Source organism: Nocardia mikamii NBRC 108933, from assembly GCF_001613505.1.
In the GTDB taxonomy this organism is placed as follows: Bacteria; Actinomycetota; Actinomycetes; order Mycobacteriales; family Mycobacteriaceae; genus Nocardia; species Nocardia mikamii.
On record NZ_BDCM01000022.1, the window covers coordinates 160,532 to 171,832 of the forward strand.

The 11,301-nt window shown below is 69.8% G+C and carries 11 protein-coding genes; 3 read left to right on the forward strand and 8 right to left on the reverse strand.

What is annotated here, in order from left to right:
- Positions 1-19: 19 nt before the first annotated feature.
- Genes NMI01S_RS29895 through NMI01S_RS29905 form a run of 3 tightly spaced genes read right to left on the reverse strand, consistent with a single transcriptional unit; the run spans position 20 to position 3,502 of the window.
- A complete protein-coding gene (locus tag NMI01S_RS29895; protein ID WP_063002040.1) occupies positions 20-931 on the reverse strand; it encodes an ArgK/MeaB family GTPase in 912 nt (303 codons plus the stop codon).
- Entirely contained in the window at positions 928-2,073 is a 1,146-nt protein-coding gene (locus tag NMI01S_RS29900) for a thiolase family protein (protein WP_063002041.1), read from the reverse strand. The genes NMI01S_RS29895 and NMI01S_RS29900 overlap by 4 nt, the downstream gene beginning before the upstream one ends.
- A complete protein-coding gene (locus NMI01S_RS29905; RefSeq protein WP_063002042.1) occupies positions 2,066-3,502 on the reverse strand; it encodes a class I adenylate-forming enzyme family protein in 1,437 nt (478 codons plus the stop codon). Before NMI01S_RS29905 ends, NMI01S_RS29900 begins: the two co-directional genes overlap by 8 nt.
- 53 nt (positions 3,503-3,555) lie before the next feature.
- On the opposite strand from NMI01S_RS29905, the gene NMI01S_RS29910 reads away from it, so the two are divergent.
- Positions 3,556-4,320 (forward strand): SDR family NAD(P)-dependent oxidoreductase, encoded by a 765-nt coding sequence (locus NMI01S_RS29910; RefSeq protein ID WP_063002043.1) that lies wholly within the window; start codon positions 3,556-3,558, stop codon positions 4,318-4,320.
- A complete protein-coding gene (locus NMI01S_RS29915) occupies positions 4,317-5,066 on the forward strand; it encodes an SDR family NAD(P)-dependent oxidoreductase (RefSeq protein ID WP_063002044.1) in 750 nt (249 codons plus the stop codon). Before NMI01S_RS29910 ends, NMI01S_RS29915 begins: the two co-directional genes overlap by 4 nt.
- Before the next feature lie 14 nt (positions 5,067-5,080).
- Here the strand turns inward: NMI01S_RS29915 and NMI01S_RS29920 are convergent, their stop codons facing one another.
- From NMI01S_RS29920 to NMI01S_RS29940, 5 genes are read right to left on the reverse strand one after another with little or no spacing between them, the layout of a single operon-like run.
- On the reverse strand, positions 5,081-5,971 hold the full coding sequence (locus tag NMI01S_RS29920; RefSeq protein WP_063002045.1) for an LLM class flavin-dependent oxidoreductase: 891 nt from the start codon (positions 5,969-5,971) through the stop codon (positions 5,081-5,083).
- Between the two features lie 26 nt (positions 5,972-5,997).
- The gene (locus NMI01S_RS29925) at positions 5,998-6,777 is read right to left on the reverse strand and encodes an enoyl-CoA hydratase/isomerase family protein (protein WP_063002046.1); all 780 of its coding nucleotides are present in this window, start codon (positions 6,775-6,777) and stop codon (positions 5,998-6,000) included.
- Between the two features lies 1 nt (position 6,778).
- Positions 6,779-7,867, reverse strand: a complete 1,089-nt coding sequence (locus NMI01S_RS29930; RefSeq protein WP_063002047.1) for an acyl-CoA dehydrogenase family protein — start codon at positions 7,865-7,867, stop codon at positions 6,779-6,781.
- The gene (locus tag NMI01S_RS29935) at positions 7,854-8,759 is read right to left on the reverse strand and encodes an acyl-CoA dehydrogenase family protein (RefSeq protein WP_063002048.1); all 906 of its coding nucleotides are present in this window, start codon (positions 8,757-8,759) and stop codon (positions 7,854-7,856) included. Before NMI01S_RS29935 ends, NMI01S_RS29930 begins: the two co-directional genes overlap by 14 nt.
- Positions 8,737-10,140, reverse strand: a complete 1,404-nt coding sequence (locus NMI01S_RS29940) for a class I adenylate-forming enzyme family protein (protein WP_063002049.1) — start codon at positions 10,138-10,140, stop codon at positions 8,737-8,739. Before NMI01S_RS29940 ends, NMI01S_RS29935 begins: the two co-directional genes overlap by 23 nt.
- 73 nt (positions 10,141-10,213) lie before the next feature.
- Here NMI01S_RS29940 and NMI01S_RS29945 point away from each other — a divergent pair, with 73 nt between their 5' ends.
- Positions 10,214-11,260 carry a ferredoxin--NADP reductase gene (locus NMI01S_RS29945; protein WP_063002051.1) on the forward strand — a complete coding sequence of 349 codons (1,047 nt, stop codon included), beginning with the start codon at positions 10,214-10,216 and terminating at the stop codon, positions 11,258-11,260.
- Positions 11,261-11,301 lie beyond the last annotated feature (41 nt).

Below are 11,301 nucleotides of genomic sequence, written 5' to 3' on the forward strand. Positions count from 1 at the left end.
GCAGCCACCCGCGACGCGCTCACCATCGGATGGCCGGCGCCGGAACGGCGGCGCAGCGTGGAACCAGCCGTTGCGCGGCGGTATAGGCATCCAATGCCCCGGCGGCGACGTCCGCGGCGAGGCGGTCCAGATCCGGGTGGGCTCGCACTCGGGTGTGCACCAGCGACAGGATCTGCACGCGGGCGCGGGCAATCCGCCGTTCCGGGTTGTCGCTGCGCTGGTGCGCGTCGATGGCCCGGGCCAGTTCGGGCACCCCGGTCCCGTTCTCGGCGACGAGTGTGAGGATGGGGGCCGACGATTCGCCGCGCAGCTCCCGCACCGTCCGGTCGGCGCCGGGCCGGTCGGCCTTGTTCACCACGAGGATGTCGGCGACCTCCAGCAGCCCGGCCTTGGCGGCTTGAATCGCGTCTCCCGCACCGGGATTCAGAATCACCACAGTCGGATCGGCGACCGCGGCGACCTCGATCTCCGATTGCCCGACCCCGACCGTCTCGACGATGATCCGCTCGTAGCCGAGGTCGGTGAGCAGCCGGATCGCGGCCGGCACCACCGCGGCCAGGCCGCCGATATGCCCGCGGGTGGCCACCGAGCGGATCAGCACGCCGGGGTCACCGACGTGGGCCGACATCCGGATGCGGTCACCGAGCAGGGCGCCGCCGCTGTAGGGCGAGGACGGATCCACCGCCAGGACGGCGACCCTGGCCCCCTGCGCCCGGTACGTGCCGACCAGCGCCGCCACCGTGGTCGACTTTCCGGCGCCAGGCGGCCCGGTCACGCCCAGGACCCGAGGTGTGGCGGCCGAACCGAGCAGCGCGAGAACCTCGTCGCGGCTGCCGTTTTCGACCATGCTCAGCAGCCGCCCGGTGGCTCGCAGGGAACCGTCCCGGGCGGCGGCGAGCAGCCGCTTGGCCTCCCGCCCGGCGGTGGTCACGGAGCCGGCACCTCGACCACGGTCGCCGCCCCCATCCCACCGCCGGCACACAGCGCAGCGATACCGAATCCGCCACCGCGACGGCGCAATTCGTGAACCAGGGTGACGATCATGCGCGCGCCGGTGGCGGCCACGGGATGCCCCAGCGAGCAGCCGCTGCCGCTGTAGTTCACCCGCTCGGGATCCAGGTCCAGCGCCTTGACCGCGGCCAGCGGGACCGAGGCGAAGGCCTCGTTGATTTCGATCAGTTTCACCTCCGACAGTGAGATACCCGCCCGCGCGACCGCTGTGGTGATCGCCTCGATCGGCGCCAGGCCGGTGTCGGCCGGGTCGACTCCCACCGAGGCCCACGAGCGAATGACACCCAGCGCCGGCAGGCCCAGCCGATCCGAGGCGATGGCCAGCGCGGCGGCGCCGTCGTTGGATCCCGAGGCGTTACCCGCGGTGACGGAGAACCCCTCGATCTCCGGATGCAGCACCTTCAGTCCCGCGAGGCGTTCCAGGCTGGTGTCGCGGCGTGGATGTTCGTCGACGGAGAATTCGCCGTGCGGCGTCTCGATCGCGACGATCTCCTCCTTGAACCGGCCCTCGTCGATGGCCGCGATCGCGTTGCGGTGGGAACGGAGCGCCCAGGCGTCCATCTCCGCGCGCGAAATCCCTGCTTTGACGGCGGTATTCCAGCCGACGGTGATCGACATGTCCAGATTCGGCGCGTCCGGGCGGTTCGGATGCGACGGCGAGACCCACGGGTCGATCCATTCGTCGGCACCGACCCGGAACCGCGCCCGCGGCCCGGTCGAATCGGAATTCACGCCCCCGGCGATCACGAGTTCGTCCATCCCCGCGCGGATTCCGGCCGCCGCGCTCTGCACGGCCGCCATTCCCGCCGCGCAGTGCCGGTTGACGGCCAGTCCCGGGACCGCGGTGAGCCCCGCCGTGACCGCCGCGTGGCGAGCCAGCACCCCGCCGCCGTAGCGGCCCTCGCCGAGGACGACGTCGTCCACCCGGCCCGGGTCGATATCGCGTGCGACCGCCGCGACCACGTGGTGGGCGAGGTCGAAGGCGTCGGTGTCGCGCAGCGTGCCCTTGCGCGCGGTGCCGATGGGGGTCCGCAGGGCGGAGACGATGACGGCTTCAGGCATGGGAACTCTCCAATTCGGCGACAAGGTTGCGGCGCAACAGTTTTCCGGTTTCGGTCTTGGGCAGTTCGGCGCGGAACACGATCGTGTCGGGGGTCTTCGAGGACCGCATCCGCTCCCGCACCCACCGCTTGATCTCTTCGGGATCACCGGCGCCCACCACGACCGCGACCAGCCGCTGCCCCCATTCCGGGTCGGGCACCCCGATCACCGCCGCCTCGCTGATCCCGGGATGGGCCAGGAGCACGTCCTCGATTTCGGCCGGTGCGATGTTCTCCCCGCCGCGAATGATGGTGTCGTCGGCGCGGCCCTCGATGAACAGATAGCCCTCGTCGTCCAGCCTGCCCAGATCGCGGGTGCCGAACCAGCCGTCCGCGTCGAGTGCGGTGCGGGCACCGTACTCCCCCGAGATCTGCTCGCCGCGTACGAATACGAGGCCGGTCTGCCCGATGGGCAGCGATTCCCCGGCGGCGCTGCGGATGTCGAATTCGACGCCGGGCAGCGCGCGGCCGACGGAGCCGAGCCGCTCGCGGATCGCGGGGTCGGTCGCCGCCTGCGCGGCACGATGGTCCTCCGGGCCGAGCACCGCCACCGAGGAGGCGGTTTCGGTGAGACCGTAGGCATTGACGAAGCCGGTGCCGGGGAACATCGCCAGCGCCCGCTCCAGCACCGGCCGCGGCATCCGCGAACCGCCGTAGGCCAGGCTCGTCAGTGTCGGTGTGTCCGCCTCGGCGCCGTCGGCGGCGGTGACGATGCGGGCCAGCATGGTCGGCACCAGCATGGCATGCGTGATCCGTTCGGCCCGAACGGTGTCCAGCCACCGCTGCGGATCGAACGCCGGCAGATACACCACCCGGCGGCCGCTGTAGAGATTGGACAGCAGGTTGGTGAGGCCGGCGATGTGATAGGGCGGCACCGACACCAGGGAGGCGTCGGATTCCGCGGCCGCGCCGAATTCCATCGTGTTCAACAGGTAGGCCATCAGATGCCGGTGCCGCAGCAACGCCGCCTTGGGTTCGGAGGTGGTGCCGCTGGTGTAGATGATCGCGGCCACCGCCTCCCCGTCCCACGGCGCCGGACGTGGTTGCGGATCAGGCTGTGCCGCATCGGTTTCCACCAGGGCATCCAGATCCTCGGGGCGCAGCACCCGCGCACCCGGATGCCGTGCCAGCAGTGCCGACAGCTGATGTTCGCCGAGCCGATAGTTCAGCGGCACGAACGGCACCGCGGCCAGGACCGCGCCGAACAGCGCCACCGGATAGGCCAGGTGGTTCGCGCCCAGATACAGCACCGCCGAACTGTCGGCGAAGTCCGCGGCCGCGCGGCGCGCCCGCCGTAGCAGCTGCGCCGCCGTGAGGGATCGGCCGTCGACGGTGATCACCGGCCGGTTTCCGGCCGAGGCCGCCATCTCGAGGATCATGCTAATGTTCATGAGAACATTATTCTCTCAAGAAGAGAGTATTGATTTCAAGAGAGGGCAGTGTCATGGAGATCAGCGGTAGCTCCGCGATCGTGGTGGGCGGAACCGGCGGACTGGGCGAGGCGACCGTGCGACGGCTGCATGCCGCGGGAGCCAAGGTGGTGGTGGCCGACGTCGCTGACGACAAGGGCAAGGAGCTGGCCGCCGAACTCGGCATCCGCTATGTGCACACCGACGCCACCAGCGAGGAGTCGGTGCAGGCGGCGATCGCCGAGGCGCAATCGCTGGGCCCGCTGCGCATTTCGGTGGACGCGCACGGCGGGCCGGCCAGCGGTGGCCGATTGGTCGGCAAGGACGGCAGCCCGCTCGCATTGGACGGGTTCCGCACCACGATCGAGTTCTATCTCACCGCCGTATTCAATGTGCTGCGGCTCTCGGCCGCGGCGATCGCGCAGTCCGAACCGGGCGAGGAGGGCCGGCGCGGTGTCATCGTCAATACCGCCTCGATCGCCGCCTACGAGGGTCAGATCGGGCAGTTGCCGTATTCGGCGGCCAAGGGCGGCGTGGTCGGCATGACCCTGGTCGCCGCGCGTGACCTGTCGCCGCTGGGTATCCGGGTGGTGACCATCGCACCCGGCACGTTCAACACCCCGGCCTACGGTAAGGCCGCCGATCAGCTGGAAACCTATTGGGGCAGACAGGTTCCGCATCCCAAGCGGATGGGCCGTTCCCCGGAGTACGCGCAACTGGTGCAGTCCATCGTGGAGAACGACTACCTCAACGGTGAGGTGATCCGCCTCGACGGCGCGCTGCGCTTCCCGCCCAAATGACCGCTCTGACAGGCAGAGTCGCGTTCGTGGCGGGTGCCAGCCGTGGTATCGGCGCCGCGATCGCGCACGGTCTGGCGGCGGCGGGGGCCGAGGTGGCCGTCGCCGCCCGCTCGCGGGAACCGGGGCGGTTACCGGGAACCATCCACTCGGTGGCGCAGCGCATCACCGCATCCGGCGGCCGGGCCCTGCCGGTGGCCTGCGACGTCACCGACGCCGAATCGGTCGATGCTGCCCTGGCGGCAACGGTTTCCGCATTCGGCGGAGTCGACATCGTCGTCGCGAATGCCGGGGTACTCGCCCTGAGCCCGATCGAATCCACCCCGGACGCGCGCTGGCAGCGCTGCCTGGACGTCAACCTCACCGGCGTCTTCCACGTCACCCGGGCCGCGATCCCGCTGCTGCGGTCCCGCGGCGGCGGTTCGATGATCGCCATCACGACCACCGGTGTCGGCATGCTCGACCGCGGCGCCAACGCCTACTGGATATCCAAGGCCGCGGTGGAACGCATGTATCTGGGATTGGCGGCGGATCTGCGTGCCGACAATATCGCGGTGAACTGCCTGTGCCCCGCACGGGTGGTTCTCACCGAAGGATGGCAGGCGGGCGGGGGCGGACAGCGGATTCCGGCGGAGATGGTCGAGCCACCGGAAACGATGGCGCAGGCCGCGGTGTTGCTCGCCGGGCAGGACGCGAGCGGCATCACCGGATCGGTCCAGCAGTCGGAAGTGCTACTGGCACAACGGTAGCGCCCCTCCCGGCACTACGACCGAGCGGCTCGCACGCCACCGATGACCGCGTCACCGAATTCGGCGAGGGTCTCCGGCTGCGCGAAATCGGTGAACCAGAGGTAGAACCGTTCGACGCCCTCATCGACGGCAGCGGCGAAGTGGGCGATCAGCTCCTCGGCATGTCCGCACACCACACCGCGTGCCAGATAGCCGAATCGGCGCAGGCTCAGCGCACGCACCTGGTCAGGATCGGCGCCGCGGCCTGCGAAGCCCACCAACTGCTGGGTCGACACACGCGCCGCCCCCGCATTCGCTCGCAGTCGCGGCAGCCGGTCCAGTCGATGGGCCGGCAGGTTCCACCAGTCCGCGTACCGGCGCACCAGCGCCATGGTGGCGGGACCGGACCCTCCGATCACGATCGGGATCCGGGAGGCCGGCGCGGGTGCCAGGGCGAGGTCCCCCTCGCCCGCCCAATACCGCGGCAGCAGCGCCAGGGTGTGTTCCAGCCGGGCCCGGCGGGCGGGGCCGTCCTCGTGGCTGATGTCGAAATCGGTCAGCTCCTTCGGCACCGACCCCGAACCGAGTCCGAGTTCGAACCGGCCACCGCTGGCCTCCTGCAGCGCCACCGCCTGTTTGGCCAGCATCGCGGGATGGCGCAGCGCGTCGCAGAGCACCAAGTGGCCGATGCGCAACCGTTCGGTGCGGGCCGCAACCCAGGCCGCGACGGTCATCGCCTCCCACAGCGGCTGCTGTTCGGCGCCGGGAGCCCGCACATGATCGATGAAGGCGATACCGTCGAATCCGCCGGCCTCGGCCGCCCGGGCCCGCGCCACGATATCGGCCATGTCGAGCCGGATCTGCGGGAGGAACAGGTACCACTGCGGCCCATCTGTCTGCGGCCCATCTTTCTCTGCCCCACCCATTTCTGCCCCGGCCCCGTCTGCCACGGCTATTTCCTCGCGCCGTTCTTCGGCGCCGACAACCGGGCCAGATTGGCGCGCAGATCCTCCGATTGGAAGGTCAGATCCTCGGCGGTGAGGGCGAAATCGAGGGTGGCCAGCACCGCCCGCTCGAGGTGCAGGTTCAGGATCCGCTTGGTGGATTCGACTGCCTGCCTGGGCAACCGGAGGATCCGCTCGGCGCAGGCGCGTGCCTCGGCGACCGGATCGGCGACCACGTGATTGACCAAGCCCATCTCCCGCGCCCGCAGGGCCGTGATCCGGTCGCCGGTCAGCGCGTACTCCTTGGCCAGCAGCAGGCTGGTGTGCAGCGGCCAGGTCAGCGGGCCGCCGTCGGCGGCCACCAGGCCCACCTGCACGTGCGGATCGGCCAGATAGGCGTGCTCGGCGATGTAGACGATATCGCTGAGGGCGACCAGGCTGCAGCCCAAGCCGACGGCGGGCCCGTTCACGGCGGCCACGATCGGCACCCGGCATCGCGCCATCCCGAGCACGATATCGCGGCCGTGCGCAATGGTTTTCGCGCGCAGCTCGGCGTCGCGGCTCAGTTCGCCGAGGTATGCGAAGTCACCCCCGGCGGAGAAGGCGCGCCCGGCGCCGGTGAGCACCGCGACGCGGGCCTGCCGATCCTCGCCCAGACGCGGCCACAGCCGGGCCAGCGCGGTGTGCAGCGCGTCGTCGACGGCGTTGAGCGCGTCGGGACGGTTCAAGGTGATGACGCGAATCGGGCCCTCGGCCCGGACGTCGACTTCGGCGGGCAGGTCGTACATGTCAGGCTCCCAATCCGAGTATGCGGGCGGCGATGATGTTCTTCTGAATCTGCGAGGTGCCGCCCATGACGCTCTGGGCACGGCTGTAGAGGTAGGTGCCGAACATGTCGGCGTCGTCGGTGCCGGCGACGGTCAGCGCGGCATGGCCGACGGCCTGATCCACCCAGGTCATGAGTAGTTTGTCGAGTGAACCGTCGGGGCCGTGCGAGACGCCGTCCAGCTGTTCGGACAGACGCCGCCGCACATGCAGCCGCAGCATCTCCGATTGCACCGCCGCCCAGGCCAATTCGTCGGGCACCGGCCCGTCGACGCGGTCGGCCAGCACCCGCACCGTCTTGGCGTAGCGCGCCGAATAACCGAGTGTCGACGGTTCCCGTTCGTGACCGACCACGGTCATCGCCAGCTTCCAGCCTTCACCCGGCGCGCCGACCATGCGGTCGGCGGGCACGGTGGCGCCATCGAAACCGACCTGCCCGAATTCGGTGGTGATGCCGCTGATCATGCGCAGCGGCCGCTGCCGCACACCCGGCTGCTTCATCGACACGATGAAAGCCGAAATCCCTTTGTGCCGTGGTGCTTGCGGATCGGTGCGGGCCAGGAGCAGGCACCAGTCCGCGATATCGGAGTAGCTGGTCCAGATCTTGTGGCCGTGGATCACGTAGTGGTCGCCGTCGAGGGTGGCGCTGGTGGTGAGTGCGGCGAGATCCGATCCGGCGCCCGGTTCGCTGAAGCCCTGGCACCAGCGTTCGGTGCCGTCGATCATGCCGGGCAGGAATCGCTGCTGTAGTTCCTTGCTGCCGTGGCGGCCCAGCCCCTGGACCAGATAGCCCAGACTCGGCCGGGGCGGGGCGCCCGCGCGGGCCAGTTCCTCGTCGACGATCACGTCGTAGACCGGCGGCAGATCGTATCCGCCGAACTCCTTCGGCCACGACGATCCGAAGAAGCCGGCCCGGTACAACGCGCGATGCCACTCTCCCTGGCGGGCCCAGTATTCGTCCCCGGACGTCGGGAAGTCGGCCGCGACCTCGGACAGCCAGCGGCGCAACCGATCCCGGAATTCGGCCTCGGCCGGTGAGTCACGAAAGTCCACGGGCGATCTCCTCCAGACGGACGGGAAACAGTTCGGTCGAGACCAGGACGCGGCGAAGATAGAGGTGCGCCAGGCATTCCCAGGTGTTGCCGATGCCGCCGTGCACCTGGATGGCGGTTTCGCAGACGGTGCGGGCGGCGCGGGCGCAGTAGGTCTTGGCGATGCGAGCGGCACGCACCGCCTCGTCGGGCGCCAGTTCGTCCACACCCCAGGCGGCGTAGCGCAGCACACTGACCGAACCTTCGATCAGCGCCTGCGATTCGGCGAGCAGATGTGCGACGGCTTGATAGGAGCCGATCGTCTTGCCGTACTGCGCACGGACTTTCGCGTAGTCGACGGCCAGCCGCTGCGCGCCCCGGGCAGCGCCGAGCAGATCCGCGGTGGTGCCGACCAGTGCGAGTGCGAACCATTGTGACGCCTGATCGGCCGACAGTTCTCCGATGTGTTCGAGCCGTCCGTCGAGGTCGGCCGCCGTCCGGGTCGGATCCGCCAGCGGTACGGCGGGCCCCAGCGGGCCGGCCAGCACCTGACCGTCGGCGAGCACCACCGCCCGATCGCACCCGGCCGCGTCGACGGCGCGGCCACGCACCCCCAGCGTCCAGCGCCCCTCGTCTCCGGCGGGGTGACCGCGCAGGTCATCGGCCAGCACCGGGCCCAGAAACGCCACATCGACCAGTCCGCGCGCGAACTCCTCGGCCACCAGCGCCACTTCCACACCCGATGCGCCGTCGGAGCGCAGGGCTCGCCATCCGGTCAGTTCGACGGTCTTGTCCAGCCGTGTGTTCCGCTCCCGGTCGGCCAGGTCGGCCACCGAGCCGGGGCCCAGATCATCGGCCAATTTCGCTGCGGCATCACGCAATTGGCGCTGTTCACTGGTCAGACGGACGTCCATAGCGCTCCTCGAGAACTCGGCGCAGCACCTTGCCGGACGGCAGGCGCGGGATGTCGGGGACGAAGACCACCCGGCGCAGCCGCTTGTATCCGGCCAGGCGATCGGCGACCAGCGCGGACAATTCCTGCGCGGTGACCGGCGCGGCGGCCGACACCGCGGCGACGATCGCCTCGCCGTCGGCGCCGTCGGCCACGCCGAAGACCGCGCAGTCGGCGACCGCCGGATGCCCGTGCAGTACGGATTCGATTTCGGCGGGTGCGACCTGGAAGCCGCGGACCTTGATCATCTCCTTCACCCGATCGGTGATGCGCACCCAGCCGTCGGTATCGATCCGGCCGACGTCGCCGGTGCGATACCAGCCGTCGACCACGGCCCCCGCGTCGGCGCCGTCGGGCAGGTACCCCGCCATCAGCGACGGGGATCGTGCCTGGATCTCCCCGATCTCCCCGGGCGGCAACGGTTTTCCGTCGTCGAGCGACGCCGTCCGCAGGCTCACCCCGGGCGCGGCTCGCCCCACGGTGTCCAGCCGGGCGCCCTCGATCGGATTGCAGGCCAGCACCGGAAGTTCGGTGGCGCCGTAGGCGGGCAGCCAGCGCACGCCCGTACGGCGGGTGACGGTTTCGGCCACGCTCACCGTCACCGGCGTCGCGCCCCACATGATGTAGCGCAGCGAGGACAGGTCGAACGATTCCAGCTCCGGATGCGAGGCGATGGCCAGCGCGATCGGCGCCACCGCCATCTCCACGGTGATCCGGTCGCGTTCGATGCTGCGCAGCATCGACTCCAAATCGAAGCGGCGATGCAGCCGCATCCAGGCGCCGACGCGCAACGCGGTGACGATATTGAGCAGGCCGAGGATGTGGGAGGGCGGGGTCAGGATCTGGATTCGGTCCTCGCTACTCAGCTCGAGCACCTGCCGCCAGTCGCGCACCGCGGCGTCGAACGAGGCGTGGGTGTGGCGCACCGCCTTCGGCAGGCCGGTCGTGCCGGAACTGAACACCAGCACCGCATCCGATTGCGGATCCGGTGGGTCGAATTCCTCGCGGCTGGGCGTGATCGGTTCGCCGAGATCGAGCATGGGCATCAGTTCCGCCAGCACGGGATGGTCGCCGATCGCGAATCCGGGGGTGGTGATCGCGAGCGCGTGCTCGGCCTCGGCTCGCCGCCACGCCGGGCTCAGCAGAACCACCGCCGCGCCGAGCTTCCACGCCGCCAGCACCGCGAGGACGAATTCCGGGCGATTGGACGACATCACGGCGATCCGGCTGCCCGCCCGGACGCCGCGATCGCGCATCCTCCGCGCCAGTCCGCCGGCCAGTTCGTCGAGCTGCGACAGGCTGTAGTGCCGATCGTCGAACACGATCGCCGTCGGCTCGGTCATGAGGAAATCCCATCTCGTTCAAGAGAACGCTATTCTCTTTGTATAAGAATCTTAATACCAGGAGAGGCTTTCCATGGCGAGTCCCCCGATGTTCCGGCCCGCGACCGTGACCCGGATCGTGAAGGAGTGCGCCGATGCGCGAACCTTCGTACTGGCCCCGCACGACGGCCCGCTCACCTATCGCGCCGGACAGTTCTGCACCTTCCGGATCCGGGTCAACGGCGCCGAGCTGTACCGGTCCTATTCGATGTCCAGCGCACCGGAAACCGACGCCGAACTGATGACGACGGTCAAACGTGTTCCGGGCGGCAAGGTCTCGAACTGGTTGCTGGACAACGTGTCCGAGGGCGACGAGATCGACATGGGCCGCCCCGCCGGCCGATTCTGCCTGCGCGACACCGAGGTTCCGCTGCTGGGTTTCAGCGGTGGCAGCGGGATCACGCCGGTGTTGTCGCTGGCCAAGAGCGCGCTGGCCACCACCGCGCGGCAGGTGCGCCTGCTCTGCGCGGACCGCGACGCCGAGTCGGTCATCTTCGGCACCACGCTGCTCGAACTGGCGCAGCGCTATCGCGGCCGGCTCCAGGTGGTCCGGCATCTCGACAGCGTGGCCGGACTACTCGATCCGGCGGCGGTGCGTGAGTTCGTCGGCAGGGACGCTCATGCCGACAGCTATGTGTGCGGGCCGGAGAAGTTCATGGAGATGGTGGAGGGGGCGCTTCCCGGCCCGGGGGTGATCTTCAGCGAACGGTTCGGCGCACCGGTTCCCGAACTCGCCGACTCGGCGATAGCGCCGGCACTCGTGACCGCCTCCGAGACAGCCACGCCCGCAACCGAATCCGACACCGACGGCGGCACCGTCACGATCTTCCTCAACCGCAAGAAGGCCACGGTCCCACGCCACGCCGGCGAGACACTGCTGGAGAGCGCTCGCCGCGCGGGCCTGACCCCGCCGTTCTCCTGCGAATCCGGTAACTGCGCCACGTGTATGGCCCGGCTCAGCGAGGGCAGCGCCACGATGCGGGTGAACGACGCCCTCGCCGACGACGAGGTCGAGGACGGTTACGTCCTCACCTGCCAAGCGGTGCCGGATACCGCGTCGGTGACCGTGCATTACGAATGAGCGGCCGACGCGGGCGGTCGTCCCCGGTCGGCCGCCTCGGT

Excerpts from the sequence above, each read along its gene's own strand:
- NMI01S_RS29935 (WP_063002048.1), bottom strand. The coding sequence starts at position 8,759 with ATGGACGTCCGTCTGACCAGTGAACAGCGCCAATTGCGTGATGCCGCA.
- NMI01S_RS29900 (WP_063002041.1), bottom strand. The coding sequence starts at position 2,073 with ATGCCTGAAGCCGTCATCGTCTCCGCCCTGCGGACCCCCATCGGCACC.
- NMI01S_RS29910 (WP_063002043.1), top strand. The coding sequence starts at position 3,556 with ATGGAGATCAGCGGTAGCTCCGCGATCGTGGTGGGCGGAACCGGCGGA.
- NMI01S_RS29920 (WP_063002045.1), bottom strand. The coding sequence starts at position 5,971 with ATGGGTGGGGCAGAGAAAGATGGGCCGCAGACAGATGGGCCGCAGTGG.
- NMI01S_RS29945 (WP_063002051.1), top strand. The coding sequence starts at position 10,214 with ATGGCGAGTCCCCCGATGTTCCGGCCCGCGACCGTGACCCGGATCGTG.
- NMI01S_RS29940 (WP_063002049.1), bottom strand. The coding sequence starts at position 10,140 with ATGACCGAGCCGACGGCGATCGTGTTCGACGATCGGCACTACAGCCTG.
- NMI01S_RS29905 (WP_063002042.1), bottom strand. The coding sequence starts at position 3,502 with ATGAACATTAGCATGATCCTCGAGATGGCGGCCTCGGCCGGAAACCGG.
- NMI01S_RS29915 (WP_063002044.1), top strand. The coding sequence starts at position 4,317 with ATGACCGCTCTGACAGGCAGAGTCGCGTTCGTGGCGGGTGCCAGCCGT.
- NMI01S_RS29925 (WP_063002046.1), bottom strand. The coding sequence starts at position 6,777 with ATGTACGACCTGCCCGCCGAAGTCGACGTCCGGGCCGAGGGCCCGATT.